Source organism: Microlunatus sp. YIM B11417 (genome assembly GCF_059617205.1).
This window is the reverse complement of record NZ_JCAMPJ010000003.1, coordinates 467,102-492,357: the sequence shown is the minus strand read 5'-3', so window position 1 is coordinate 492,357 and position 25,256 is coordinate 467,102. Positions and strand designations below refer to the sequence as shown.

The 25,256-nt window shown below is 70.2% G+C and carries 25 protein-coding genes; 10 read left to right on the top strand and 15 right to left on the bottom strand.

Translation table 11 applies throughout. The annotated features are described in order from the left end of the window. Positions 1-19: 19 nt before the first annotated feature. Positions 20-631, bottom strand: a complete 612-nt coding sequence (locus AC6CCG_RS17445) for an acyl-CoA-like ligand-binding transcription factor (RefSeq protein WP_496655863.1) — start codon at positions 629-631, stop codon at positions 20-22. A 120-nt stretch (positions 632-751) separates the two neighbouring features. On the opposite strand from AC6CCG_RS17445, the gene AC6CCG_RS17440 reads away from it, so the two are divergent. Together AC6CCG_RS17440 and AC6CCG_RS17435 are read left to right on the top strand one after the other, a co-directional pair. Continuing rightward, positions 752-1,957 (top strand): cytochrome P450, encoded by a 1,206-nt coding sequence (locus AC6CCG_RS17440; protein WP_496655862.1) that lies wholly within the window; start codon positions 752-754, stop codon positions 1,955-1,957. Between the two features lie 2 nt (positions 1,958-1,959). After that, positions 1,960-2,160 carry a ferredoxin gene (locus AC6CCG_RS17435; protein WP_496655861.1) on the top strand — a complete coding sequence of 67 codons (201 nt, stop codon included), beginning with the start codon at positions 1,960-1,962 and terminating at the stop codon, positions 2,158-2,160. Positions 2,161-3,224: 1,064 nt separating this feature from the next. Here the strand turns inward: AC6CCG_RS17435 and AC6CCG_RS17430 are convergent. Further along, a complete protein-coding gene (locus AC6CCG_RS17430; protein ID WP_496655860.1) occupies positions 3,225-3,677 on the bottom strand; it encodes a MarR family winged helix-turn-helix transcriptional regulator in 453 nt (150 codons plus the stop codon). 85 nt (positions 3,678-3,762) lie between these two features. Here AC6CCG_RS17430 and AC6CCG_RS17425 point away from each other — a divergent pair, with 85 nt between their 5' ends. Further along, positions 3,763-5,193: a DHA2 family efflux MFS transporter permease subunit gene (locus tag AC6CCG_RS17425; RefSeq protein WP_496655859.1), complete on the top strand. Its 1,431-nt coding sequence runs from the start codon at positions 3,763-3,765 to the stop codon at positions 5,191-5,193. Between the two features lie 16 nt (positions 5,194-5,209). Here the strand turns inward: AC6CCG_RS17425 and hisH are convergent, their stop codons facing one another. Genes hisH through hisD form a run of 4 tightly spaced genes read right to left on the bottom strand, consistent with a single transcriptional unit; the run spans position 5,210 to position 8,888 of the window. Then, entirely contained in the window at positions 5,210-5,842 is a 633-nt protein-coding gene (gene hisH / locus AC6CCG_RS17420) for an imidazole glycerol phosphate synthase subunit HisH (protein ID WP_496655858.1), read from the bottom strand. Positions 5,843-5,845: 3 nt separating this feature from the next. Then, positions 5,846-6,478: an imidazoleglycerol-phosphate dehydratase HisB gene (gene hisB, locus AC6CCG_RS17415; RefSeq protein WP_496655857.1), complete on the bottom strand. Its 633-nt coding sequence runs from the start codon at positions 6,476-6,478 to the stop codon at positions 5,846-5,848. Beyond that, the gene (locus AC6CCG_RS17410; protein ID WP_496655856.1) at positions 6,475-7,584 is read right to left on the bottom strand and encodes a histidinol-phosphate transaminase; all 1,110 of its coding nucleotides are present in this window, start codon (positions 7,582-7,584) and stop codon (positions 6,475-6,477) included. The genes hisB and AC6CCG_RS17410 overlap by 4 nt, the downstream gene beginning before the upstream one ends. Beyond that, a complete protein-coding gene (gene hisD / locus AC6CCG_RS17405) occupies positions 7,581-8,888 on the bottom strand; it encodes a histidinol dehydrogenase (protein WP_496656283.1) in 1,308 nt (435 codons plus the stop codon). Before hisD ends, AC6CCG_RS17410 begins: the two co-directional genes overlap by 4 nt. Positions 8,889-9,002: 114 nt before the next feature. Between hisD and AC6CCG_RS17400 the strand changes: the two genes are divergently transcribed. Beyond that, positions 9,003-9,725, top strand: coding sequence for an AzlC family ABC transporter permease (locus tag AC6CCG_RS17400; RefSeq protein ID WP_496655855.1), 723 nt, complete (start codon positions 9,003-9,005; stop codon positions 9,723-9,725). Next, positions 9,722-10,036: an AzlD domain-containing protein gene (locus AC6CCG_RS17395; protein WP_496655854.1), complete on the top strand. Its 315-nt coding sequence runs from the start codon at positions 9,722-9,724 to the stop codon at positions 10,034-10,036. The genes AC6CCG_RS17400 and AC6CCG_RS17395 overlap by 4 nt, the downstream gene beginning before the upstream one ends. Here the strand turns inward: AC6CCG_RS17395 and AC6CCG_RS17390 are convergent, their stop codons facing one another. The 3 genes from AC6CCG_RS17390 to AC6CCG_RS17380 form a co-directional block, all read right to left on the bottom strand. Beyond that, the gene (locus AC6CCG_RS17390) at positions 10,037-10,603 is read right to left on the bottom strand and encodes an ArsR/SmtB family transcription factor (protein ID WP_496655853.1); all 567 of its coding nucleotides are present in this window, start codon (positions 10,601-10,603) and stop codon (positions 10,037-10,039) included. Between the two features lie 82 nt (positions 10,604-10,685). Continuing rightward, positions 10,686-10,958, bottom strand: coding sequence for a hypothetical protein (locus tag AC6CCG_RS17385; RefSeq protein WP_496655852.1), 273 nt, complete (start codon positions 10,956-10,958; stop codon positions 10,686-10,688). Positions 10,959-11,056: 98 nt separating this feature from the next. Then, positions 11,057-11,722, bottom strand: a complete 666-nt coding sequence (locus AC6CCG_RS17380) for a hypothetical protein (protein WP_496655851.1) — start codon at positions 11,720-11,722, stop codon at positions 11,057-11,059. Between the two features lie 60 nt (positions 11,723-11,782). Between AC6CCG_RS17380 and ybaK the strand changes: the two genes are divergently transcribed. From ybaK to vapC, 4 genes are read left to right on the top strand one after another with little or no spacing between them, the layout of a single operon-like run. After that, a complete protein-coding gene (ybaK, locus tag AC6CCG_RS17375; protein WP_496655850.1) occupies positions 11,783-12,259 on the top strand; it encodes a Cys-tRNA(Pro) deacylase in 477 nt (158 codons plus the stop codon). Between the two features lie 47 nt (positions 12,260-12,306). Then, entirely contained in the window at positions 12,307-14,682 is a 2,376-nt protein-coding gene (locus AC6CCG_RS17370) for an ATP-dependent DNA ligase (RefSeq protein WP_496655849.1), read from the top strand. 20 nt (positions 14,683-14,702) lie between these two features. Then, the gene (locus AC6CCG_RS17365; RefSeq protein WP_496655848.1) at positions 14,703-14,909 is read left to right on the top strand and encodes a type II toxin-antitoxin system VapB family antitoxin; all 207 of its coding nucleotides are present in this window, start codon (positions 14,703-14,705) and stop codon (positions 14,907-14,909) included. Next, entirely contained in the window at positions 14,909-15,316 is a 408-nt protein-coding gene (gene vapC / locus AC6CCG_RS17360) for a type II toxin-antitoxin system VapC family toxin (protein WP_496655847.1), read from the top strand. Before AC6CCG_RS17365 ends, vapC begins: the two co-directional genes overlap by 1 nt. Here the strand turns inward: vapC and AC6CCG_RS17355 are convergent. The 6 genes from AC6CCG_RS17355 to AC6CCG_RS17330 form a co-directional block, all read right to left on the bottom strand. Further along, positions 15,305-15,871: a hypothetical protein gene (locus AC6CCG_RS17355; RefSeq protein WP_496655846.1), complete on the bottom strand. Its 567-nt coding sequence runs from the start codon at positions 15,869-15,871 to the stop codon at positions 15,305-15,307. The genes vapC and AC6CCG_RS17355 overlap by 12 nt on opposite strands. A 333-nt stretch (positions 15,872-16,204) precedes the next feature. Further along, complete coding sequence (gene dnaE / locus AC6CCG_RS17350; protein ID WP_496655845.1) at positions 16,205-19,741, bottom strand: DNA polymerase III subunit alpha; 3,537 nt, start codon at positions 19,739-19,741, stop codon at positions 16,205-16,207. 460 nt (positions 19,742-20,201) lie between these two features. Continuing rightward, on the bottom strand, positions 20,202-21,059 hold the full coding sequence (locus tag AC6CCG_RS17345; protein ID WP_496655844.1) for an SDR family oxidoreductase: 858 nt from the start codon (positions 21,057-21,059) through the stop codon (positions 20,202-20,204). Positions 21,060-21,135: 76 nt separating this feature from the next. Beyond that, on the bottom strand, positions 21,136-21,438 hold the full coding sequence (locus AC6CCG_RS17340) for an Rdx family protein (RefSeq protein WP_496655843.1): 303 nt from the start codon (positions 21,436-21,438) through the stop codon (positions 21,136-21,138). 33 nt (positions 21,439-21,471) lie between these two features. Then, positions 21,472-22,485 carry a TAXI family TRAP transporter solute-binding subunit gene (locus AC6CCG_RS17335; protein ID WP_496655842.1) on the bottom strand — a complete coding sequence of 338 codons (1,014 nt, stop codon included), beginning with the start codon at positions 22,483-22,485 and terminating at the stop codon, positions 21,472-21,474. Further along, entirely contained in the window at positions 22,478-24,592 is a 2,115-nt protein-coding gene (locus AC6CCG_RS17330; RefSeq protein ID WP_496655841.1) for a TRAP transporter permease, read from the bottom strand. The genes AC6CCG_RS17335 and AC6CCG_RS17330 overlap by 8 nt, the downstream gene beginning before the upstream one ends. A gap of 79 nt (positions 24,593-24,671) precedes the next feature. Here AC6CCG_RS17330 and AC6CCG_RS17325 point away from each other — a divergent pair, with 79 nt between their 5' ends. After that, entirely contained in the window at positions 24,672-25,250 is a 579-nt protein-coding gene (locus AC6CCG_RS17325; protein ID WP_496655840.1) for a TetR/AcrR family transcriptional regulator, read from the top strand. Positions 25,251-25,256: the final 6 nt, after the last annotated feature.

Genomic DNA, 25,256 nt, shown 5'->3' with positions numbered 1-25,256 from the left:
GCCCACGACCCCGGCCCGGTCAGGACCGCCGCTGCGGCTCGGGCAGGCCCCGGCCGAGTTGGTCCAGGGCATCGGCCACCAGGTCGGCCAGCGGCAGCGGGCTGCGCCGGTCGGACCAGACCCGCAGGGCCGCCTTGATCGCCCCGCCGGCCGCGGTGGCGACGAGCGCCGGGTAGAGATCATGTTCGGGGTCGGTACCGGTACGCGCGGCGATCGCCGAGACCAGGTGGCGTTCCATCTCGTGCACCCTCGCCATGAAGTACGGCAGCAGGCTCGACTCGCGGCGGGCCAACCGGAATTGGGCGACCCATTCCCGGGCGTCGTCGTCGCCGAACTTCATCGTGTCGATCAGTGCGTGGTGGATGGCGTCCAGGATCGGCTCGTCGGCCGGGCGCTCGGTCAGCGCGGTGACGAACCGGTCGAGCTGATCCTCGGTGTCGGCCATCACCGCCTCCTCCTTGGTGGAGAAGTAGTTGAAGAACGTGCGCGCCGAGACGTCCACCTCGGCCGCGATCCCCTCGACGGTGACCTTGTCCCAGCCGAGTTCGAGGGTCAGCCGCAGCGCCGCGCGGCTGAGCGCGACCCTGGTCGCGCGCTTCTTGCGCTCCCGCAGCCCAGTGGGAACGGACATGGCCTCACGGTAGCAAGGGGACCCTGTGTGTACTGATTCACATCAAGAAACTTTGCAGACCACGCAAGATCACTCCTACGCTGGAGGAACTGGCGGATCCACCGAAGGAGTACGTGCACCATGACGCAGCCGTACGCGACCGAGACCCTCACCCCGCTCCCCACCCAGCGCAGCACCCCCTTCGACCCGCCGCCGGCGCTTCGCGACCCGGCCTGGCTCGGCCCGGTGCGGCCGATCCTGATGGCCGGCGATCGCCGCGGCTGGCTGGTCACCGGCTACGAGGAGGCGCGTCAGGTGCTGGCCGATCCGCGCTTCTCGGCCGACCGGGCGAAGGCCGACTCGCCGATCCGGGGTCGCCGGCCGCAGGACCGCCGGGAGACCCCGCCGGGCATGTTCATCTCGCACGACCCGCCGGACCACACCCGTTACCGCAAGCAGCTGACCGGCCTGTTCACCGTACGGCGGATGCGGGCGCTGGCCGGCCGGATCGAGGAGTACGTCGACGAGCGGCTGGACGCGATGGAGGCGGCGGGCGCCCCGGCCGACCTGGTCGCCGAGTTCGCCATGCCGGTCCCCTCGCTGGTGATCTGCGAACTCCTCGGCGTGGACTACGCCGACCGCGCCCGGTTCCAGGAGTGGACCGCGAAGCTGCTCAACCTGGAGACCCCGATGGAGGAGGTCGGCGAGCTGTGGCAGCGGCTGGACGACTTCATGCGCGATCTGGTCCGGCACAAGCGGCGACACCCTGCCGACGACATCCTGGGCGGATTGATCGAGTCCGACGCGGCCTTCACCGACGAGGAACTCGCCAACGTCGGCAAGCTGCTGCTGATCGCCGGCCACGAGACCACGGCGAACATGATCGGGCTGAGCACCTTCGCCCTGCTGCAGCACCAAGATCAACTCGACCGGCTGCGCCGCGATCCGGACCTGATCCCCGGCGCCGTCGAGGAGTTGTTGCGCTACCTGACCATCGTCCAGTTCGTCGCGGTACGGGTGCCGCTGGAGGACGTCGAACTCGGCGGTTACCGGATCCCGGCCGGCGAGACGGTGGCGATGCACCTGCCCGAGGCCAACCGCGACCCGGACCAGTTCGCCGACCCGGACACCCTCGACGTCACCCGCGAACGGGTTCGCCACGTCGCGTTCGGCCACGGCATCCACCAGTGCCTCGGCCAGCAACTGGCCCGGACCGAACTGGTCGTCGGCCTCGGCAAGCTCCTGGCCCGCTTCCCCGGCCTGCGGCTCGCCGTCGATCCGAGCGACGTACCACTGCGCCACGACATGGTGATCTACGGCGTGCACCGACTCCCGGTAGCGTGGTGATCATGCCGATCAAGATCATTGCCGACCGCACCGTCTGCGTCGGTTCGGGCAACTGCGCGTTCACCGCGCCGGAACTCTTCGACCAGAGCGAGGACGACGGCACCGTCCTGGTGATCAAGGACGTACCGGACCCCGACGAGGAGGAAGCCGCCCGCGAAGCGGTCGCCTTCTGCCCCTCCGCCGCCCTCTCCCTGCAGGAATAACCCCAAGAAGACCGCCGACCGGTCACAAAAGCAGGCGTTTCGGCGGCGTGTCGCTGCTGAAGTGACCGGTCGATGAAGGGGTGGGGTCCGGAGTGAACAGGACGCCGGGATTGCTCCGGGCGCCGATCATGGGCCGACGTGATCGCGGACAACCCCGTGCCGGTGACGATCGTCGACCTTCTGCCGGAACCCCTGTGACCGCGAGAACCGGCCGAACTTTCCACCAGCAACCTCGCCATGGCGGCGCAGCTCCGCGAGGTCACCGGACCCGTGCCCGGCGGCCGAGTCGTAGCCGTCGTCGGCAGTTCGCACGCCCGCCCGCCGTGGCCTGGCCCCGCTTCGCCAAGGCTCGGGCGCACCGCCGGCCCGGCGACCGTCGCCCCAGCAGTGCCGCAACCCACCGAGAACGCCGACCCGAGCCAGCTGCAACGGAAACCCCCGAACCCGGCCATCGTCGAGGTCCAACCCGAACCCGGCCGCCGTCGAGGTCCAACCCGAACCCGGCCGCCGTCGAGGTCCAACCCGAACCCGGCCGCCGTCGAGGTCCAACCCGAACCCGGNCCCGAACCCGGCCGCCGTCGAGGTCCAACCCGAACCCGGCCGCCGTCGAGGTCCAACCCGAACCCGGCCGCCGTCGAGGTCCAACCCGAACCCGGCCGCCGTCGAGGTCCAACCCGAACCCGGCCGCCGTCGAGGTCCAACCCGAACCCGGCCGCCGTCGAGGTCCAACCCGAACCCGGCCGCCGTCGAGGTCCAACCCGAACCCGCCACCCTCGAGCTCCAGACCGCCTCCGCCTCCAGTGAAGCTCCGACCGACCCCAGCACAACCGAGTCCCAGCACCCAGAACTCCGCCACCCTCAAGGTCCAGTCCGGACCCCGCCACCCTCGAAGCCCAGCCCGACCCCGCCACCCTCAAGGTCCAGCCCGGACCCGCCACCGCTGAGCCCCGACCAACCCCCACGACTCGCCGAGTGTGACGTTGCGGACGCCTGAGATCGATTTCAGGTGGTTCCTTCGTCACGCTCGACGAACCGAACCGGAGCGGCGATCGGCGCAGGGGCGGTCAGTCGGGCGCGGGATCGGCTTGGGTCACGTGGTCCAGCAGGGAATCCCAGTAGCGGGCGATGACCGCGACCTCGTCGTCGGTGAAGTCGGCCACGGCGGCCTGCATGGCCTTCTCGTACAGGTCGAACCGGCGACCGACGGTTCGGGCCTTCGGTGCCGAGCTGATCAAGGCCCGGCGGCCGTCGCCGGGCACCTCGGAGCGAGTCACGTACCCGTCGACCTCCAGGCCGGCCAGCACCCGCGCGACGGTGCTCCGCGGCAGGCCGCTCTGCCGACTCAGCTCGGTCGGAGAGATCGGCGCGCCGTGCAGGTCGATGATGTGCAACGCCTGCAGCGCGACCGCCGAGAGACCCATCTCCTTGGCCACTCGCTCGTGCAGCAAGATCATCTGCGGCACCAGGTGCTGGAAGCGGTCGCGGATCGTCTGCTCGCCCTGTGACCTCGCTCGCATCCGACCTCCCGGAAGTAGTTCCATTCTGGAAGCACATGCTATCGTGCCAAGGTAATTCCAGATCGGAACTATCTCGGGAGGGTCGATGGCCGGCAACCGGACCAGGGCGATGGCGGCGATGGTCGTCCTGATCGTCGCCAACTTCATGGATCTGATGGACACGACGGTGGTCAATGTGGCGCTGCCGTCGATCCAGGCCGATCTCGGTGCCGGGTCGGCCTCGGTGGAGTGGCTGGTCGCGGCCTACACCCTGGCCCTCGCCGCGACCTTGATCACCGGCGGGCGACTGGGTGATCTGGTCGGGCTGCGTCGGGTGTTCCTGGCCGGGATCGCCGGTTTCACGCTCGCCTCGCTGCTGGCCGCCGCGGCTCCGGACGCAACGGTGCTGGTGATCGCCCGCGCACTGCAGGGCGGCGCGGCCGGTCTGATGGTGCCCCAGGTGCTGGCCGGCGTGCAGGTGCTGTTCCCGCCCGAGCGCCGGGCGCCCGTCTACGGCGTGGTCGGCTTCATCACGGGTACGGCCAGCGTGGTCGGACCGGTGCTGTCCGGCGTGATCGTCAGCACCGGGGCGTACGGCTTCGGCTGGCGCGCCATCTTCATGATCAACATCCCGGTCGGTGTGATCCTGTTCCTGGCCGCCCTCCGTCTGGTGCCGAGCGCACGGCCGGGACCCGCGCTACGCCTGGACCTGCCGAGCACCGCCCTGATCACGGCAGGCGTGCTCTGCCTGATCCTGCCGCTGATCGAGGGACGCGAGCGCGGCTGGCCGTGGTGGTGCTGGCTGCTGTTCGCCGCCGGGCCGCTGCTCCTGCTCACCTTCGCGGTACGGCAGCGCCGGCTGGACCGCGCGGGCCGGACGCCGCTGATCCCGCTCCGGCTGTTCACCGACCGCGGCTACCGGACCGGCAGCATGATCAACTTCTGCCTCCAGGCGGGACTGGTCGCCTTCTTCCTGTTCGTCACGCTGTATCTCCAGCAGGCGTTGGGATTCGGCGCACTCGAGTCCGGTCTGGTCTGGCTCGGCCTCAGCGTCGGCGCGCTGATCGGCAGCTCGATCGCGGCGCCGCTGCTGGCCCGGTTCGGCCATCGTGTGATGGCTGCGGGCGCGGGCCTGTTCGCCCTCTCGATGATCATGGTCGCGGTCGCCGCGACGGACCCGGGAGCCGGCGCGGCGCCGGCCTGGTGGCAGCTGGCCGGCTGGTTGAGCTTCGGCGGGATCGGGATGGGCCTGATCATCGTCCCGGTGTACGACGTCGCCCTCGCCACCGTGCCGCCGGCCGATGCCGGCAGCGCCTCGGGCACGCTGAGCACGGTCCAGCAACTGGGCGGCTCGTTCGGCGTGGCCGTCATCGGAGTGATCTTCTACGCCGCGGCATCCGATGCGCCGACGCCGGCGTCGATCACGGCCGGCCTGCACCTCGCCGTGGCCGGCTCCGTGACGGCGCTGCTGCTGGCCGGACTCGCCGCCCTGCTGCACCGCGCCACGGTCCGCGCGGAGTTGATCACGGTCCGCTGATCGACTTCGGCCGGGATCAGAGCCGGCCCAGCCAGTTGGTGATCAACTGCCGGCCGGCGTCGCCGGACTTCTCCGGGTGGAACTGGGTGGACCAGACCGGGCCGTCCTCGACCGCCGCAACGAAACGGTCGCCCTCGTGGTCGGCCCAGGTGACTTTGCCGGCCAGTTCGGGATGCAGCCGGACCGAGTCCGCCCGCACGCCGTACGAGTGCACGAAGTAGAACCGCTGCCGCTCCACGCCGGCGAACGCGGCGCTGTCCGGCGGCGGCTGCACGACGTTCCAGCCCATGTGCGGCAGCCGGACCGCATGCAGTCGCTCGACCGTGCCGGGCCAGACACCGCAGCCCTTGGCCTGCTCGCCGTGCTCGATCCCGTCGGTGAACAGGACCTGGTGCCCGACGCAGATCGCCAGCACCGGCCGGCCCGCGGCGACCCGCTCGGCGATGATGTCTCCGCCGCCGATCGCGGTCAGCCCGTCCATGCAGGCGGCGAACGCGCCGACGCCCGGCACCACCAGGCCGTCCGCGCGCAGGGCCGCATCGCGGTCGGCGGTCAGTTCGACCTCGGCACCGGCGCGGGCGACGGCGCGGACCGCGGACCGGACGTTGCCCGAGCCGTAGTCCAGGATCACCACGCGGGGAACGCTCATGGGCTACAGCGCACCCTTCGTGCTCGGCACGCCGGTGACCCGCGGGTCCGGCTCGATCGCGGTCCGCAGGGCCCGCGCCAACGCCTTGAACTGGGCCTCGATGATGTGGTGCGGATCGCGGCCGGCCAGCACCCGTACGTGCAGGCAGAGGTGGGCGTGGAAGGCCAGCGTCTCCAGCACGTGCCGGGTCAGCGATCCGGTGTACGGCACCGTGCCGCCCGCCGAGCCGGCCGGCCCGCCGCCGATCCGTACGTACTCCTGGCCGTCCGGCTCACCCGTGTGCACGCAGTACGGTCGCCCGGACACGTCGACGACGGCCTGGGCCAGCGCCTCGTCCAGCGGCACCAGCGCGTCGCCGAACCGGCGGATGCCGGCCTTGTCGCCGAGCGCGGTCCGGATCGCCTGGCCGAGCACGATCGCGGTGTCCTCGACGGTGTGGTGCGCGTCGATGTGGATGTCGCCCACTGTGTGCACGTCGAGATCGATCAGCGAGTGCTTGGAGAACGCGGTCAGCATGTGGTCGTAGAAGCCGACCCCGGTCAGGATGTTGGAGCGGCCGGTGCCGTCCAGGTTGAGGCTCAGCTTCACGGACGACTCGGACGTCTCCCGCTCCACCTGCGCAGTCCGGTCGGTCATGTCTGCTGCTCCTTCGTCACCCGGTCCAGGGCGTCCTTGAATGCGGCCATCTCCTCCGGCGTCCCCGCGCTGACCCGGAGCCAGCCGTCGGGGCCGGTCTCCCGGATCAGCACGCCGTGATCCAACAGACCCTGCCACACCGCGTGCCGGTCGGCGAACCGGCCGAACAGCACGAAGTTCGCGTCCGATTCGGCCACCGCGAAGCCGCGGTCGGCCAGCCAGGCGGCCAGGTCGTCCCGGGCCTCCCGCAGGTCGGCCACCCGGGCCAGTAGTTCGTCGGCGTGGGCCAGCGCGGCCCGGGCCACCGCCTGGGTCACCGCCGACAGGTGGTACGGCAGCCGGACGATCCGCAGCGCGTCGACGAAGGCCGGGCTCGCCGCCAGGTAGCCGAGCCTCCCACCCGCGAACGCGAACGCCTTGGACATGGTGCGCGTCACCGCCAGCCGCGGATACCGCGGCAGCAGTTCCAAAGCGCTCGGCGTACCGGCCCGGGCGAACTCGTAGTACGCCTCGTCGACCACGACCACGCCGGGCGCCGCCTCGATGATCAACTCCAGCGTGGACAGCGCAACGGCGGTACCGGTCGGGTTGTTCGGGCTGGTCACGAAGACGACGTCCGGCCGGTGCTCCTTGATCGCGGCGACCGCCTGGGCCGGGTCGATCGTGAAGTCGTCGGCCCGCGGCACGGTCAGCCACGCGGTGTGCGTGTCGCGGGCGTACTCCGGATACATCGAGTAGGTCGGAGCGAACGACAGCACGCTGCGGCCGGGCCCGCCGAACGCGCCGAGCACGTGCAGCATCACCTCGTTGCTGCCGTTCGCGGCCCAGACCTCGTCGCCGGTCAGGCCGTGGCCGAGGTAGCGAGCAAGATCATCACGCAGCGCCCGGGCCTCTCGGTCCGGGTAGCGGTTCATGTCGGTCGCCGCCGTCGCCGCGGCGGCCGCGATGTCGGCGATCACCACCGCGCTCGGCGAGTACGGGTTCTCGTTGACGTTCAGCCGGTATGGGACGTCAAGCTGGGGCGCACCGTACGGCTCCTCGCCGACCAACTCCGGCCGCAGCGGAAGATCAGCGAGACGGCCCGGCGCCGTGGCGGCGGGCTTCATCGGCCCTCCTGGAACCGGACCGACACGGCCGCGCCGTGCGACGGCAGGTCCTCCGCGTTGGCGAAGTTCTCGATCTGGCCGGCGATCTCGGCCAGCGCCGACTCGGTGTAGTCGATCACGTGCACGGCCTTGACGAAACTGCGGACGGTCAGCCCGGCCGAGTGGCAGGCACAGCCGCCGGTGGGCAGCACGTGGGTGCTGCCGGCCGAGTAGTCGCCGAGCGAGACCGGCGCCCACGGGCCGAGGAAGATCGCGCCGGCGTTGCGGATCCGGCTGGCGATCGAGGTCACGTCCTCGGTCTGGATCTCCAGGTGCTCGGCCGCGTAGCCGTTCGCCACCGCGACCCCTTGATCAAGATCATCGACGAGGACGACAGCGGACTGCTGGCCGTTCAGCGCGGTGAGGATCCGGTCGGTGTGCTTGGTGGCCGGCAGCTGCCGCTGGAGTTCGGCGTCGACAGCGTCGGCCAGCGCCTCGTCGGGAGTGATCAACACCGAGGCCGCGGCAGGATCGTGCTCGGCCTGGGAGATCAGATCAGCAGCGACGAAGCGCGGGTTCGCGGTGTGGTCGGCGAGCACGGCGATCTCGGTCGGGCCGGCCTCGGCGTCGATGCTGACCCGACCCTTGAGCAGCCGCTTCGCGGCGACGACGTAGCTGTTGCCCGGACCGGTGATCACGTTCACCGGCTCGCAGAGGCCCTCGACCCCGTACCCGAACATGGCGATCGCCTGCGAGCCGCCGACGGCGTACACCTCGGTCACGCCGAGCAGGTGGCAGACCGCCAGGATCGACGGGTGCGGCAGGCCGCCGAACTCGGCCTGCGGCGGGGACGCGACGGCGATCGAGCCGACGCCGGCGACCTGCGCGGGGACGACGTTCATGATCACGCTGGAGGCCAGCGGGGCACGCCCGCCGGGAACGTAGAGGCCGACCCGGTCGACCGGGATCAACCGCTGGCTGACCCGGGCTCCGGGCGCCAGTTCGATCATCGACTCCGGTTCGCCCCGCTCGACCACGCACACCTCACGGCGGCGTCGGATCGACTCGTTGAAGGCGCCGCGCAGGTCGTTGTCGAGCTCGTACGCAGCCCGGGCCAGCTCCGTCGCCGGAACCCGGAAATGCTGCGGCACCACGTGATCGAACTCCTCGGAGAACTTCTCCAGAGCAGGGACGCCGCGCTCGGCGACGTCCTCGACGATCGGCCGGACCGCCTCGACGGCGGCTTCGATGGCGAACTCGGCCCGCGGCACGACCGAGCCGTAGTCGATCGCCTCGCCGTGGGCCGATCGGCCGCGGAGGTCGATCCGGCGCAGGGTCAGTGAGGTCTGTGGCACGCGCCGATTCTACGGAGCCGGTCCGCGAACGCCGCGCCAATATCCCATCGTGGGAGCCGAAACCCGTCTGCCAGAATCCGCTGGGTGACCGAGCCCGCCATCGAACCGCCCGAACCTCGCCAACACGGGCGCATCGTCCGGTCCGCCGTCGCGATCGGGCTCTACGCCGGGGCGTTCGGCGCCTCGTTCGGGGCCGTCTCGGTCGGGTCGGGGCTTTCGGTCGGGCAGACGATGGTGCTCAGCCTGGTGCTGTTCTCGGGCGCGTCGCAGTTCGCCTTCGCCGGGGTGGTCGCGGCCGGCGGCGCCCCGTTCGCGGCGATCCCGGCCGCGCTGCTGCTCGGCGTCCGCAACGCCTTCTACGGGGTGCCGGTCGCGGAGATGCTGACGCCGCGCTGGCCGGCCCGGCTCTGGACCGCGCACTTCGTCATCGACGAGACCACCGCGATGGCCTCCGGTCAGCCGGACCGGCCGACCCAGCGGTACGCCTTCTGGTCCACCGGGCTCATCCTCTTCGTGCTGTGGCAGTGCGGCAGCCTGGCCGGGGCGCTGCTGGGCAGCGTGATCGACCCGGCCGCGTTCGGGCTGGACGCCGCGGCACCGGCCGTGTTCCTGGCGCTGCTCTGGCCGTCGCTGCGCCGGCCCCGGGCCCGCTGGACCGCCGTCGGCGCGGCCGCGCTGGCGCTGTTGCTGATCCCGATCGCGCCGACCGGCGTACCGGTGATCGCGGCCGCCGCCGTCGCCGTGGTCGCCGGCTTCGCCCCGGACCGGGATCGGAACCGGCCTGAGCCGCCGGGAGCGCCGGCATGACCGCGCTGTGGGTCGCGGTGATCATCGCCGCCGTGGGTTCGTACCTGCTCAAGCTGGCCGGGCTGTCGCTGCCCGAGTCCGTCCTCAATCATCCGCGGGTGCAGCGGATCGCGCACTACCTGCCGATCGCCATGTTGTCGGCGCTGGTGATCACCGAGCTGTTCGACGGCGGCCGGCGGTTCAGTGTCGACTGGCCGGTGCTGGCAGGCTTCGCGGCCGGCGTCCTGATGTTGATCTTGAAACGCGGCCTGCTGGTGGTGTTCGTGGTGGCGGTCGCCGTCACGGCCGTGCTGCGGTTGATCTTCTTCTGATCATGACTCGACGACGGGGAGGACCGAATACGTGACGGCCACCCGGCGCCGGCCCTCCCCCGCCACCGGCCGGTCGCCGCGGTAGGACTTCAGCAGCCGGTCCAGTTCGCGCCGCACGTCGGCCACCTCGTCGTCGGTCAGCCAGTAGGTGGACACACTCATCGAGGTGAATCCCTCCTGGTCCCGCTCCGGCAGCGTCCGCAGGTGCCTGATCCGCTGCCGCTGGTCGTCCAGCATCGCCTCGAACAGGGCGTCGGCAGCCCCGGCGTCGCCGGGCCCGTGACCGGCCCGGATCGCGAGCACGGTCCCGGCCGCCCGCCACGGCCGGTTCCGCCCGTCGCCGTCGGTCCCCTCGTCCCGGACCACGACGCCCCAGCGTTCCAGAGCCCGCAGGTGGTAGCTGAGCGCGCTCGGGCTGAGCGAGGTGCGGCCGGCCAACTGGGTCGCGGTCAGCGGCCGCTGCTCGGCGTACAGGATGTTGATCACCCGCTGCCGCGCCTCGTGCGCGATCGCCCGGATCGCCCGAGCGTCGGTGAGCTCGACCTGGACCTCGTCCTCGTCACTCATGCGCCCAGCCTAACGAAGATGTGAAAGAAGTGTTTGACATCGGTCTTCGTGCCTTCTAGGCTTCATGTCTGAAAGAAGTGCTTCAGATCGGAGAATCATGGTGTACGGGCACGAAGTCTGGCTGACCACCCGCCTCGGCCTGCCCCACCCCGGCGCCCCCGACCGGCCGGACCTCGAGCAGGCCCGACACCTCGCCGAGGCGATCCGCCTCCGCCGGGAATCCCGCCGCCGGGCCCGGGCCCACCGCCGTGCCGTACACCTCCGCCACCGGGCCGCCCTCCTCCTGACCCGAGCCCACCACCTCGAGCCCGCTCCGGGTCGACTCCTGCCAGGGATACCTCGCGTGTGAGGTCACGGCGCCCCCACTACCACAACCCCGAATCGACCGGTCACAAGCGCAGCGACACGCCGCCCAAACGCCTGCTTCTGTGACCGGTCGGCGGATGGGATGGGTCAGGAGGCGCGGAGACGGACTTCGAGGGTGCTCAGGCCGAGGCCGAAGGTGGCGTAGCCGGCGTTGCAGTCGACGGCTGTCTCGTCCTGGGGATCGTTGCGGCCGATGCAGGTCCCGCCGAGGTACTGGCGGCCGTTCTCGTCGGCCAGCGCGACCGCGTCGTTCAGGACGACCTGGGCCTTCGCGAAGGCCGGGTCCTGGCGCAGAGCGGCCAGGGTGGACCAGGCCCGGCGGGCGGCGGGGCGGCAGTCCTCGACGCGGTCGTCGATCGTGCAGTCGAACATGGCTCGGGTGTCTCGGCGCAGCCGGTCGCCGAAGCGTTGGCAGAGCTCCCTCGCGGCGGCCTCGCTGGCCAGCGGCCGGGGCGTCGCGGCCGGCGATCGGCAACCCTCGGGCAGCGGTTCCCGGCCGCCCGGCTCGGTCTCGACCCGTCCGGGGGTCACCGAGGCCGAGGAGGCAGGTACGACCTCGCCGGAATCGTCCGAGTCGGTCAGATCGCGGACGATCACGAAACCGCCCACCGCCAGCAGCACCGCCGCGATGAGGCCGAGGACGATGGCCACCTGGCCGCGCTGCGACTCCGGTTCCCGGGCCTCCGGCCCGTCCCGGTCGGAATCCCGGCCCGGGCCGATGGTCAGGCCGGGCTCGCGGTCTGGGTCGGGCACCCGCTGAGGCTACCCCGGCCGGGCTGTGCGAAGGTGACCGGCGGACAGAGGAGGACGCGCATGGCGACCGGCGGCACCCCGGCCACCGCCCTGCTGACCAGGGCCAAGATCAACTTCACGCTGCACCCGTACGAGCACGACCCCGGCACGACCGGGTACGGCGACGAGGCCGCTGCCGCGCTCGGGGTCGACCCGCTCCGCATCTTCAAGACCCTGGTCGCCGACGTGGCCGGCGCGTCGGTGATGGCCGTCGTGCCGGTGGCCCGGCAGCTCGATCTGAAGGCGCTGGCGGCGGCCCGCGGCGCGAAGAAGGCGGCGATGGCCGATCCCGAGGCCGCGGCCCGGCTGACCGGCTCGGTGGTGGGCGGCATCTCGCCGCTCGGGTCCCGCCGCCCGCTGCCGGTGGTGATCGACGCCTCCGCGGAGTCGTACCCGACGATCTTCGTGTCGGCCGGCAAGCGCGGCCTGCAACTGGAACTGGCCCCGGCCGACCTCCGGACCGCCACGAAGGGCGCGTTCGCGGCCATCGCTCACTGAGCACCTCATCTTCGACCCGGGCCGCGCCCGTCGGCAAGAATGGCGGGATGGTGGTGATCGACGGGCATCAGGTCCGGCTGACCAACCTCGACAAGGTGCTGTATCCCGAGACCGGGACGACCAAGGGCGAGGTGCTGCTCTATTACACCGAGATCGCCGACCGGATCCTGCCACAGTTGGCCGACCGGCCGGCGACCCGGAAGCGCTGGCCCAACGGCGTCGGCACCGAGCGGGACCCGGAGATCGTCTTCTTCACCAAGAACCTCGACTCCGGCACTCCGGACTGGATCACCCGGCAGGGCATCACCCACAGCGACGGGGTGAACAACTACCCGATCATCGACTCGCTCGCCTCGCTGACCCAGATGGCTCAGTACGCGGCGCTGGAGCTGCACGTCCCGCAGTGGCGGTTCGACGCCGACGGGAAGCCCGGGCATCCGGACCGGCTGGTGCTCGATCTCGACCCGGGACCCGGCGTCGGGCTGGCCGAGTGTGCCGAAGTGGCGCGGCAGCTGCGCGACCTGCTGACCGGGATCGGCCTCACCGCCGTGCCGGTGACCAGCGGCAGCAAGGGCCTGCACCTGTACGCGAACCTGGCCGGCGACGTGACCTCGGACGGCGCCAGCACGCTGGCCCGGGAACTGGCCCGGGCCCTGGAGTCGACCAACCCCGACCTGGTCACCAGCCAGATGAAGAAGTCGCTCCGGCCGGGCAAGGTGTTCGTCGACTGGAGCCAGAACAACGCGGCCAAGACGACGATCTGCCCCTATTCGCTGCGCGGCCGGTCCCGGCCGATGGTCGCGGCGCCGCGCACCTGGGCCGAGCTGGACGACCCGGACCTTGATCATCTCGACTACCACCAGGTGCTGGCCCGGCTCGATCAACCGGACCCGCTGGCCGACCTCGTCCCGGCCGAGGCCCGGCCGGACCGACTGAGCACGTACCGCAGCATGCGCGACGCCGCCAAGACGCCGGAACCGGTGCCCAGCACTCGCCCGATCGAGTCCGACGGCCGGTCCTTCGTGATCCAGGAGCACCACGCCCGGCGGCTGCATTGGGACTTCCGGCTCGAGCACGACGGCGTCCTGGTCAGCTGGGCCCTGCCGAAGGGTGTGCCGACCACCCCCGACACCAACCATCTGGCCGTCCAGACCGAAGATCATCCGCTGGAGTACGGCAGCTTCGAGGGCTCCATCCCGGCCGGCGAGTACGGCGGCGGCAACGTGACGATCTGGGACTCCGGCAGCTATGTCGAGCACAAGTGGCGCGACGGCAAGGAGGTGATCGCCACCCTGACCGGGCGCGACGGCGGCGGGCTGGACGGGCCGCGGACCTATGCGCTGATCCACACCGGCGGCGGTGACCGGCCGGACAACCAGTGGCTGATCCACCTGATGAAGCCGGAGTCGGCAGCCAAGCTGCAGGACCAGCCGGCGGAGGCCACCGGCCCACTGCCGGAACCCGTGACGCCGATGACGGCCGGGCTGGCCTCGGTCGGCGATTTCGGCACCACCGACGACTGGGCGTTCGAGATGAAGTGGGACGGCGTCCGGGTGGTCGCCTGCCTCGGCGGCGGCCAGGTGAAGTTGTACAGCCGGCGGGGGCTGGACGTCACCGCGACGTACCCGGAGATCGCCGAGGCCTGCGCCAAGCTCGACACCGACCAGACCATCCTGGACGGCGAGATCGTCGCCCTGGACACCGACGGCCGGCCGAGTTTCAGCCGGCTGCAGCACCGGATCAACGTCAGCAAATCCGCCGATGTGGCCCGGCTGCGGTCCAGCGTCCCGGTGCAGCTGGTCGCCTTCGATCTGATCATGGTCGACGACCGGTCCCTGCTGCGCACCCCGTACACGGAACGGCGGGAGCGGCTCACCGAACTGCTGACCGGCGCCGATCCCCGGATCCAGGTGCCGCCGGCCTTCGACGGTGATCTTGAGACGGCGCTGGAGGTGAGCGAGGCGATGGGCCTGGAGGGCGTCGTCGCGAAGCGCCGTACTTCGACGTACCTCAAGGGCCGCCGGGCCAGCACCTGGCTCAAGATCAAACACCGGCGGCACCAGGAGGTGATCGTCGTCGGCTGGCGGGAGGGGCAGGGCCGCCGGGACGGCAGCATCGGCGCCCTGGTGCTCGCGGTGCCGGACGGCGAACGGCTGCGCTACGTCGGCGCCGCCGGCAGCGGCCTGGCCGACGCCGACCTTGACCTGGCGATGGAACTGCTCACCCCGCTCGCCCTGCCCAAGACCCCGCTGCCCGCGGTGCCCGCCGAGGAGCCGCGCAGCGTGCACTGGGTGGAGCCGGTGCTGGTCGGCGAGGTGGAGTACGCGGGCTGGACCGAACCCGGCCTGCTCTGGCACCCGGTCTGGCGCGGCTGGCGGCCGGACAAGACGCCCGACGACATCGTGGTCGAGGACGCTTCCTGATCAAGGTGTATCGTTGGTGTATGACACGCACCAACATCGACATCGACGACGAGTTGGTTCAGACCGTGATGGAGCAGAACGGGCTGACGACCAAACGAGAAGCGATCGACTTCGCCCTGCGCCGAACGGTGCGAGACCAGCGTGCCTTCAAGACGAAGTTCCGCAGCCTCCGGGGCATCGGCTATCCGATGTCCAATGACGAACTCGAAGATGCCGGCGACTCCTGATGACGAGGTTCCTCCTCGACACCTCGGTCTGGATCAGCTGGTTCAACGGGGACGAGAGCGTTTCCAGCAGACTCGCGACCCTGATCGATCCAGACGATGCCGAAGTCTGGAGTTGCGGGCCGGTTCGGCTCGAACTGCTCAAGGGATCCGGCGACGCTGACCATGAACTGATCCGCGAGACTCTGAACCTGATCCCGACAGCGGCCGTCACCGAGGCAGACTTCGACGACGCCGCTTCGATCTACCGGCTGACTCGTTCCCGTGGGCACACCGTCAGGTCAAGTCTGGACTGTCTCATCGCCGCGGTGGCGCTGCGGCTGGATTTGATCATCGTCCACCGCGATATCGACTTCGCCCGGATGTCCCGCGCGATGCCGGCGCTCGCGACTCGCGACCTAACGCCCTGACCGCACCGCCCGGCGCGGCAGCAGCGGCCGCGGCTCCTCCGGGTCGCGGACCAACGAGGACGCCAGCAGCAGCGGGATGACTCCCCCGAACGCCCAGGCCAGGAACGCGATCGGCGAGCGCAGGGTGAGGTCGATCGGCACCAGGTCGCCCGGCCGGGCCGACGCCAGCCGTGACTCGAAGTCGTGCGGCCCGAGGATCCCGCCGACCAGGAAGCACATCAACCCGGCGAGGGACACACCGAGCACCGTGAACAGGACCGAGGTCCAGCCGAGCCGCCCGAGCCAACGCCAGGCGACGATCCCCAGTCCCAGCCCGACGACGAAGCCGATCATGACGAAGTACGCGTCACCGGCCACGATCTCCACCAACTGCCGCTCGGGCATCGAGGCGGACGCATCCGAAGCCACCCGGTACGTCGCCAGCGGCGTGATCCGGGTCCAGAGCACCCCGGTCAGCAGCCCGAGGGCAACACAGAGCGCGGCGTAACCGAGAATCCAGCGCAGAGCCCGGCGCCGTCGATCCCGCCGTGTTTCCATCGCCCGACGTGCTGGCACCCGGCGAGTCTATGCTCCCCACTCCTCGCTCCCACAGGTACGCGCCGAAGACCACCTGAGCGCGCCGCATTCCGCACCACACCCGTTCCCGGCTGAGATCAACGCGCGGCGCCCAGATCCCCCACGCACCCAACTCGCGTCGACCAATCCCTCCGCACTCGAGGGCCTTCAGGCACCCCTTGGCTCGAGCCCGGAGGGTCGGGGTGTCAGTGCGCGGGCGTGGATGGGACTGGCCGTCGCGCGCATAGGGAATCGCGGCAGCGGCACAGAATCACCGCGCGCGACTGGTTGCCCGCGCACTGACACCCCGACCCTCCGGGCGGCGTCCGCCCCTCAGGAGGCCAAGCAGGAAGGCCCGAGCAGTGCTTTCAAGTCCGCCATGAGCGGCTGGGACGGGTTCACCCGCAGCTGTTGATCAAGCCGCATCAGCGTCGTCTTGCCGGACGACACCAGCTTGAGCCGCACCTCGGTGCCGCCCGGATGTGAGGTGAGCACGGCCCGGAGCTGCTCGACCACCGGCGGCGTGCAGCGCACCGCGGGCAGCGAGATCACCACCGGACCGGAGGGCGCGTCGGTCACGTCGGGCAGCGTCAGTTCCTGGCCGGTCAACGCGATGCTGTCGTCGTCCACCTTGAGCCGGCCCTTGACCTTCACCACCGTGTCGGTGGCCAGGACCGTCGACACCAGGTCGTACGCCTTCGGGAAGAGCAGCACCTCGATCGAGGCCTCCAGGTCCTCCACCGTGATCACGGCCCAGATGTCGCCCCGCTTGGTCGTCTTCCGGGTGATGTTGGTGATCATGCCGCAGATCGTGATCATGCCCTCACGCGGACCGTCGTCGGCCAGCACGGCCGCGATGCTGAGATCACGTTCGGCGGACAGGATGTGCTCGAGTCCCTGCAGCGGATGATCACTGACGTACAACCCGAGCATCTCGCGCTCGAACGCCAGCTTGGTGGTCTTGTCCCAGTCCTCCAGGTCCGGCACGGTCCCGCCGAGCACCGGGTCGTCGCCGCCCAGATCGCCGAAGAGATCGTCCTGCCCGTGCGCCGAGTTCCGCTTGATGTCGATCACGCTGTCGACCGCGTTCTCGTAGATCGACATCAGCGCGCGCCGGCTGTGCCCCATCGAGTCGAACGCGCCGGCCTTGATCAACGACTCGGTGACTCGCTTGTTGCACGCGACCTGGCCGATGTGGTCCAGGTAGTCGTAGAAGGTGGCGGCCTTGCCCTTGCCCTCGCGCGCCGCCACGATGTCGTCCACCACGTTGGCGCCGACGTTGCGAATGGCGGTCAGCCCGAAGCGGATGTCGGAACCGACCGGGGTGAAGTTGTGCTCCGACTCGTTCACGTCCGGCGGCAGCACCTTGATCCCCATCCGCCGGCACTCCGCCAGGTAGATGGCCATCTTGTCCTTGTCGTCCTTCACCGAGGTGAGCACGGCGGCCATGTACTCGGCCGGGTAGTTCGCCTTCAGGTACGCCGTCCAGTAGGACACCTGGCCGTACGCGGCGGCGTGCGCCTTGCCGAACCCGTAGTCGGCGAACGGCATCAGCGCGTCCCAGACCGCCTTGACGGCCTCGTCGGAGAAGCCGCGCTCCTTCATGCCGGCCGCGAACGGCTCGTACTCCGCGTCGAGGACTTCCTTCTTCTTCTTGCCCATCGCCCGCCGCAGCAGGTCGGCTCGGCCGAGGCTGTAGCCGGCCAGCTGCCGGGCGACCTCGATCACGTCCTCCTGGTAGACGATCAGGCCGTAGTTGTTCGCGATGACCGGCTCGAGGGCCTCCACCACCTCGGGGTGGGGGTAGACGACCTCCTGCTGCCCGCTGCGCCGCAGCGCGTAGTTGACGTGGGAGTTGATGCCCATCGGACCGGGGCGGTACAGGGCGATCGTCGCCATGATGTCCTGGATCCGGCGCGGCTGCATCAGCCGCAGCAGCGACCGGGTGCCGCCGCCGTCCAGCTGGAACACGCCCAACGTGTCGCCCCGGCTGAGCAGCTGGTAGGCCTTCTCGTCCGTCGGGTCCTGGCCGAGCTCGTCGAGATCGAGCTCGACGCCCCGGTTGAGCTTCACGTTCTCCACGGCGTCGCCGAGGATGGTCAGGTTGCGCAGGCCCAGGAAGTCCATCTTGACCAGGCCGAGCGCTTCGCAGGACGGGTAGTCGAACTGCGTGATGATCGCGCCGTCGGCCTCCCGCTTCATGATCGGGATGATGTCCAGCAGCGGGTCCGAGGACATGATCACGCCGGCCGCGTGCACGCCGGACTGCCGGATCAGGCCCTCCAGCCCCTGGGCGGTGTCGACCACCCGCTGGATGTCGTTGTCGCCCTGGTAGAGCTGCCGGAACTCGCCGCCCTCCGCGTACCGCGGGTGAGACTCGTCGAACAGCTTCTTCAGCGGCACGTCCTTGCCCATCACGGGCGGCGGCATCGCCTTGGTGATCCGGTCGCCCATCGCGAACGGGTAGCCGAGCACCCGGGACGCATCCTTGACCGCCTGCTTCGCCTTGATCGTGCCGTAGGTCGCGATCTGGGCCACCCGGTCGTCGCCGTACTTCTCGGTGACGTACCGGATCACCTCACCCCGCCGACGCTCGTCGAAGTCGACGTCGAAGTCGGGGGGCGAGTCGCGCTCAGGGTTGAGGAAGCGTTCGAAGGTCAGCTTGTACTCGAGCGGATCGAGGTCGGTGATCCGCATCGCGTACGCGGTCAGCGAGCCGGCGCCGGACCCCCGCACACCGGTCCGGATCCCCCGGTCCTTGGCCCACTGCATGAAGTCGGCGACCACCAGGTAGTAGCCCGGGTAGCCCTTCTGGATGATCACCTCGTTCTCGTAGTCCGCGCGCTTGCGGATCTCGTCGGTGATCCCGTTCGGGTAGCGGAACTTCAGGCCCTTCTCGACCTCCTTGAGATACCAGGAGATCTCGTCCTCGCCGGGCGGGCACGGGTAGCGCGGCATGAACCGGCCCTCGCCCTCGGTGAAGGCGATCTGGCACCGCTCGGCGATCGCCAGCGTGTTGTCGCAGGCCTCCGGCAGTTCCTTGAACACCTGGCGCATCTCGGCCGGCGACTTCAGGTAGTAGCCGTTGCCGTCCAGCTTGAACCGGTTCGCGTCGGCCATCGTCGCGCCGGTCTGGACGCAGAGCAGCACCTCGTGCGCGGGCGCGTCCTCAGGCGTCGAGTAGTGCAGGTCGTTGGTCGCGACCAGCGGCAGGTTGAGCTCGCGTGAGATCTTGAGCAGGTCCTCCCGGACCCGCTTCTCCAGGCTCAGCCCGTGGTCCATGATCTCGACGAAGTAGTTGCCGGCGCCGAAGATGTCGCGGAACTCGGCGGCGCTGGCGATCGCCTCGTCGTACTTGCCCAGCCGGAGGTACGTCTGCACCTCACCGGACGGGCAACCGGTGGTGGCGATCAGTCCCTTCGAGTACTCCGACAGCAACTCGCGGTCCATCCGCGGCTTGTAGAAGAAGCCTTCCAGCGAGGCCCGGGAGCCCAGCCGGAACAGGTTGTGCATGCCCTCGTTGGTCTCGGACAGGATCGTCATGTGGGTGAACGCGCCACCACCCGAGACGTCGTCGCCACCGCCGTCGCCCCACCGGACTCGCTTGCGCTCGCTCCGGTGCGTCTTCGGCGTGACGTACGCCTCGATGCCGATGATCGGCTTCACCGGATATTTCTTGGACTGCTTGTAGAACTCGTACGCCCCGTGCAGCATCCCGTGGTCGGTGACCGCCAGTGCCGGCATGCCCATCCGCTCGGCGCCGGCGAACAGATCGCCGATCCGGGCGGCCCCGTCCAGCATCGAGAACTCGGTGTGCACGTGGAGGTGAACGAAGCTGTCCTGACCCGCTGCCGCCGTGGTTCCCGCCATGACCTGAAACCTTCCTCCAATACTCGAAGTTGCGGCGCCGGCCGTGGGGAAGTTTCGGCTCGGACACACACCTTATGCCCTCTCGGAACGCACCATCATGAGGCACGCCGCCGACAGTCCATCGCACGGCACTGACAGTGTTGAGTGAAGGGGGACGACCCCCTTCAGATCCCCCGCCCCGCTCCGCGAACGGACACGCACTGATCGTGTTGAGTGAAGGGGGACGGCCCCCTTCAGATCCCCCGCCCCGCTCCGCGAACGGACACGCACTGATCGTGTTGAGTGAAGGGGGACGACCCCCTTCAGATCCACCGCCCCGCTCCGCGAACGGACGGGACCAGTCCGCGGACGCGGGTGTCACCACGGGCCACACCTCACCCACTTTTCTGGCACTTCCCGCGCGATATATCTCGAGCAAAGTGCCAGTTTTTCACGTTAACGTGAAAAACCGACGGCCCAGTCAGAGGAGTGGGCGGAGGCCGTCCAGGAGCGGTGTGGTGGGGCGGCCGAGGAGGCGGCTCAGGGTGCGGTCGCCGGTGTCGGCGAGGGCGCCGGCCGCGATGTTGGCGTCCAGGGCGGCGACGAAGCCGGCGGTCGGCTCGTCGAGGCCGGCGGTGATCAACTTCTGGGTCAGCTCGGCCGGTTCGACGGGCCGGTAGACCACCTCGCGACCGAGCAGTTCGCCGACCGCGTCGGCCAGCTCGGCGTAGGTCCAGGCGGTGTCGCCGGCGAGCTCGTACACCTGGCCGACATGATCATCACCGGTCAGCACGGTGGCGGCCGCGGCGGCGAAGTCGGCTCGGGAGGCCGAGGCGACCCGGCCCTCCCCCGCGGCCGCGGTGATCGCTCCCGTGTTGCGCGCCTCGTCCAGCTGGGCCGCATAGTTCTCGGTGTACCAGTTGTTCCGCAGGACGGTCGCCGGCAGCCCCGCTTCCTTGATCAACTCTTCGGTCGCCCGGTGGTCCGGAGCGAGCACCAGGTCGGTGCTGTCGGCCTTCGGGGCGCTCGTGTAGACCAGGTGCCCGACACCGGCCGACCGCGCCGCGGCCACCACGTTGCGGTGCTGCTCGAGCCGCCGGCCGGGCTCGCTGCCGGAGACGAAGAGGAGCCGCTCGACACCCTGGAACGCCTTGAGCAGGGCGTCCGGGTCGCCGTAGTCGGCGGTCCGCACCTCGATGCCTCGCTCGGCGAGCCCCGCCGCCCGTTCCGGGTCGCGGACGACCGCGACCAGTTCCTCCGACCCGTGCCCGCTCGCCGTCAGAGCCTCCAGCACCAACCCACCCAGCTGCCCGGTCGCCCCGGTCACCGCAATCGACATGCCGCCTCCTCATCACGAAGTTCTTGACTCTTCAAGCAACTCCGTGCGCCGGGGACCTATTCCGGGCAGCGACGGCTCAGTCGGCATCGTCCGCGGCCCGGTCCACGTGGCCGAGCGGGCGGCCGGGCGCGACCAGGTCACGGACCCGGCGCTTGAGCGCGCCGATCTCCGGGAAGCCGCCGTCGCCGGCCCGATCCCAGATCCGGACGTCGTCGACCTCGATCACGAAGGTGCCGCCGGTGGTCGGCACCAGGGCGACCTCGCCGAGTTCCCGCGGGAACGTGCTGAGCAGTTCCTGCGCGATCCAGGCCGCTCGCAGCAGCCACCGGCACTGCGTGCAGTAGCTGATCCGGACCCGTGGCTGCCGTACGTCGACCATCGGCCCATTGTCCGCGAGGCCTGCACCGGACCGTCAGCCGCCGGCGAGTTCGGTGAGCGCCTCCTTCGACCCGGCGGCGAGCTCGATCGGCGCCGTCTCCTGACCGGTCTTCGGATCCAGTTCCTTGGCCGACGGGTGCACCTGGGCCAGCTTGTCCTTGCTGCTCCAGAGCAGCTTGGTGATCGCGCAGGCGTTGTTGGCCGGGAAGTCGTCGCGGACCAGCAGGACGTTCGGCACCACGATCGTCGGCACGTCGCTCTTCAGGTTGTACGTCGCCGCCGGGATGGTGCCCTCCGCGTAGACCGGATTGATCTCCTTGAGCTTCGCCAGCTGCGGCGTGACGTCGACGAACGCGGCCAGGTCGGGCTGCGAGGTGAACAGATCGGTCAGGTTGGGCGTCGGCAGGCCACCGGACCAGAAGAACGCGTCGATCGAGCCGTCCTTGAGCCCGTCGACGGTCTTGGCCAGGTCCAGCCGCTGCGCCTTGACGTCCTTGGCCGGGTCCAGGCCGCCGGCCTGCAACAGCCGGTTCGCGATCACCTCGGTGCCGGACTTGGGCGAGCCGGTCGAGACGGTCTTGCCGCGCAGGTCCTCGATCGATTCGATACCGGCGTCCTTGCGGGCCACCACCTGGGTGTAGTTGGAGTGCACCCGGCCCAGCGCCCGGATCGGCTGCGGCTGGTCGAACGCGCTCTTCCCGGCCACCGCGTCGGCGGCCGTGTCGGCCAGCGAGAACGCGATGTCGTAGGTGCCGTCGACCAGCTGCTGGATGTTCTGCACCGAAGCGCCGGTCTCCGCGGCCGTGGTCCGGATCGGCGTCTCGGCGCTGATCAGGCCGGCCATGCCGCCGCCCAGCACGTAGTAGACGCCGGTGCTGTTGCCGGTGGCCATGGTCAGCTGGGCCGCGGTCGCTTCGCAGGCGCCGGCCGACCCGCCGCCGGACGGCTCGCTGCTGCGGTCCTGACGGCCGCCGCAGCCGCTCAGCACCAGGGCCAGTACGGACAGCGTCGCGACGATCATGGCCGCCGGACGGAGCTGATCACGCATCGGAAACTCCTTGCATCATTGGAGATTGTCGTCGGGAGGAGAGCAGGTTCAAGATCACCGCGACCGCGGCGCAGGCCAGGCCGACCGCGATCGAGACCGGGTGCAGGTAGAGCAGCAGCAGTGCGGCCGGCAGGCAGAGCAGCCGCTGCAGCCAGTTCGCCTCCCGGACGATCCAGCCGCCGGTCAGCGCGGCCAGGGCGGCGATCGCGATCATGCTCACCAGGGTCGTCCAGAGCACGTCCAGCGGCGAACCCTGCAGCAGCAGGTGCGACCCGTTGTCGGTGATCACGAACGCCAAGGGGGCGAGGAAGGCGGGCAGCGTGTACTTCGTCGCCTGCCACATCGTCGGGATCGTCCTGCCGCCGGTGATCGCCGACGACGCGACCGCCGCCAGCGCGGTCGGCGGCGACACCTCGGACAGTACGGCGTAATAGAAGATGAACATCGCCGCCTCGGGCGCACTGACCCCGAGCGTCTGCAGGGCCGGGCCGATCACCACCCAGGCGATGATGAACGAGGCGGTCACCGGCACCGCCAGCCCGAGCAACAGCACCGCCACGGCGGCGAGCACCGCGGTCAAGATCAACACCACGGTCTGGTTGTCGGTCAGCGCCCGGGCCGCCGCGACCAGGATGTCGGCCAGGTTCTGGCCCAGGCCGGTCTTGACGATCACCGAGGTGATCACCCCGGCGGACGCGCAGACCGTGACCACGCCGAGCGCCGACCGGATGCCGCTGCTCAGGGCCCGGGCCAGATCCCTTCCGTACGTGATCATGGCCCGGCCGCGCGGCTGCGGCTCGGTGTCCGGGTCCAGCGGGTCGTGCCGGGAGACCAGGCGCTCCACCAGCCCGAACAGCGCGGCGACGGCGGTGGCGTACACGACGGCGCGGAACGGCGGGATGCCGACGGCGAGGAAGACGACGATGATCGCCAGCGACAGCAGGTGGTAGCCGTACCGGAGCAGGAGCCTGAGCGGGTTCCGCCGCGGCACCTCGACCGCGTGCGCGCCGAACCGGCGGGAGTCGATCTCGACCGCCAGGATGATGCCGAGGTAGAACAAGATCGTCGGGACCACGGCCCAGAGCAGCACCTGCAGGTACGGGACGCGCAGATACTCCGCGATGATGAACGCGGCCGCGCCGAGCGTCGGCGGGGACAGGATCGCCCCGATCCCGGCCGCGGCCAGCATCCCGCCCGCGTTCTCCCGCGGATAGCCCGCCTTGCGCAGGATCGGCCAGGTGACGGCGCCCAGACTCACCGCGGTGGCGGTGCCGGAGCCGGAGACCGTACCGAGCAGGAAGCCGGACAGCGTCACGGTCCGGCCGGGAGCCGAGCGGGACTTGCGGAACAGCGCGAAGGACAGGTCGATGAAGAACCGGCCGGCACCCGTCGCGTCCAGCACCGCACCGTAGATCGTGAACAGCACGATGTAGGAGGCGGCGACGTCGAGCGGCGTGCCGTAGAAGCCGGACTGGTCGTTGTAGAACCCGTTGATGATCTGGTCGAAGTCGACGCCGGCGTGGCTCACCGGCCAGGAGATCGGCAGGAACCCGCCGTAGTAGGCGTACAGGAAGAAGACCACGCAGACGATCGGCAGCACCAGTCCGGTGGTCCGCCGGCACGCCTCCAGCAGCAGTACGGTGAGCAGGGCTCCCGCGATCACGTCGAGCGTGCTCAGCTGCCCTTGTCGATCAAGGAACGCGTTGAAGCCTCCGCCGGGCACCGGCAGCACCGGATAGAGGCAGACCAGCAGGGCGATCGCGGCGAGCAGCCAGTCGATCACGCCCGGGTTGTCCCCGCGCGCTCCTTCCCTGCGCCGCTTGCGGAAACGGAAGGTGAGGAACACCAGCGGCAGCGTCGCGCCGAGGAAGATGATCAAGGAGAACTGGTTGCCCTGCGGCAGCGGGAAGAACACCTGCCAGAGCACCCAGAGCGCGATCACGAAACAGATCGCACCGAGCACGAGATCGAGCCGTGGGCCGAGCCGGCGGGCCGGGCGCTCCTCGTCGTAGGTGGCGATCAGTTCCTCGACCGTCTCCTTGCCGACCGGCCGGGTCACCTCGCGACGTTGATCAGCTGCCTGAGCATCCACCGCATCGGGACCCATGCGGTGACTATACGGCCGAAGCCCGTCGTTCGGCATAGGCTGCCCGTACGACCGTCCCGGTCACCGGGCCCAGCGGAGGATGATCATGACCCGAGGCAGCGCACCGCGCGGCGAGCGGGTGCTGCTCGGCCGGGCCGAGCGGCGGGACCAGATCATCGGCGCGGCGGCGCGGGCCTTCCTGCGGCGCGGCTTCGCCGGTACGACGGTCGACGAGATCGCCGAGGCGGCCGGTGTCACCAAGGTGCTGATCTACCGGCACTTCTCGACCAAGCGGGAGATCTACCTGGCCGTCCTGGGCCGGGCCTGGGACCGGCTGTCGACCTCGGCGACGGGTGCCGACGCGGACCGGCTGACCCGGTTGGTGCAGGCCGCCGACCAGGACCCGGACGGGTTCCGGATCCTGTTCCGGCACGTCCGCCGGGAACCCGAGTTCGCCGACTACGTCCGCGAGCTGGACGCGACCCAGCGGGCCACCTCGAACGACCTGCTGGCGGTACGGGTCCGGGACCGCCGGCGCCGGGCCTGGCTGGCCGCGGCGGTGCCTGAACTGACGATCCAGTCGATCCTGGCCTGGCTCGACACCGACCGCCCGATCCCGGCGGACCACCTGGTCGAGGCGATCAAGGCGATGGCCGCCGCCGCCCTGGACGGCCCCTGACCGGAC

Coding starts and splice junctions, on each gene's coding strand:
- AC6CCG_RS17445 (WP_496655863.1), bottom strand. CDS start 631: ATGTCCGTTCCCACTGGGCTGCGGGAGCGCAAGAAGCGCGCGACCAGG.
- AC6CCG_RS17325 (WP_496655840.1), top strand. CDS start 24,672: ATGATCATGACCCGAGGCAGCGCACCGCGCGGCGAGCGGGTGCTGCTC.
- AC6CCG_RS17345 (WP_496655844.1), bottom strand. CDS start 21,059: ATGTCGATTGCGGTGACCGGGGCGACCGGGCAGCTGGGTGGGTTGGTG.
- AC6CCG_RS17370 (WP_496655849.1), top strand. CDS start 12,307: ATGGTGGTGATCGACGGGCATCAGGTCCGGCTGACCAACCTCGACAAG.
- AC6CCG_RS17390 (WP_496655853.1), bottom strand. CDS start 10,603: ATGAGTGACGAGGACGAGGTCCAGGTCGAGCTCACCGACGCTCGGGCG.
- ybaK (WP_496655850.1), top strand. CDS start 11,783: ATGGCGACCGGCGGCACCCCGGCCACCGCCCTGCTGACCAGGGCCAAG.
- AC6CCG_RS17395 (WP_496655854.1), top strand. CDS start 9,722: ATGACCGCGCTGTGGGTCGCGGTGATCATCGCCGCCGTGGGTTCGTAC.
- vapC (WP_496655847.1), top strand. CDS start 14,909: ATGACGAGGTTCCTCCTCGACACCTCGGTCTGGATCAGCTGGTTCAAC.
- AC6CCG_RS17340 (WP_496655843.1), bottom strand. CDS start 21,438: ATGGTCGACGTACGGCAGCCACGGGTCCGGATCAGCTACTGCACGCAG.
- AC6CCG_RS17330 (WP_496655841.1), bottom strand. CDS start 24,592: ATGGGTCCCGATGCGGTGGATGCTCAGGCAGCTGATCAACGTCGCGAG.
- AC6CCG_RS17430 (WP_496655860.1), bottom strand. CDS start 3,677: ATGCGAGCGAGGTCACAGGGCGAGCAGACGATCCGCGACCGCTTCCAG.
- AC6CCG_RS17335 (WP_496655842.1), bottom strand. CDS start 22,485: ATGCGTGATCAGCTCCGTCCGGCGGCCATGATCGTCGCGACGCTGTCC.
- AC6CCG_RS17365 (WP_496655848.1), top strand. CDS start 14,703: ATGACACGCACCAACATCGACATCGACGACGAGTTGGTTCAGACCGTG.
- AC6CCG_RS17410 (WP_496655856.1), bottom strand. CDS start 7,584: ATGAAGCCCGCCGCCACGGCGCCGGGCCGTCTCGCTGATCTTCCGCTG.
- hisB (WP_496655857.1), bottom strand. CDS start 6,478: ATGACCGACCGGACTGCGCAGGTGGAGCGGGAGACGTCCGAGTCGTCC.
- AC6CCG_RS17435 (WP_496655861.1), top strand. CDS start 1,960: ATGCCGATCAAGATCATTGCCGACCGCACCGTCTGCGTCGGTTCGGGC.
- AC6CCG_RS17425 (WP_496655859.1), top strand. CDS start 3,763: ATGGCCGGCAACCGGACCAGGGCGATGGCGGCGATGGTCGTCCTGATC.
- hisH (WP_496655858.1), bottom strand. CDS start 5,842: ATGAGCGTTCCCCGCGTGGTGATCCTGGACTACGGCTCGGGCAACGTC.
- dnaE (WP_496655845.1), bottom strand. CDS start 19,741: ATGGCGGGAACCACGGCGGCAGCGGGTCAGGACAGCTTCGTTCACCTC.
- AC6CCG_RS17440 (WP_496655862.1), top strand. CDS start 752: ATGACGCAGCCGTACGCGACCGAGACCCTCACCCCGCTCCCCACCCAG.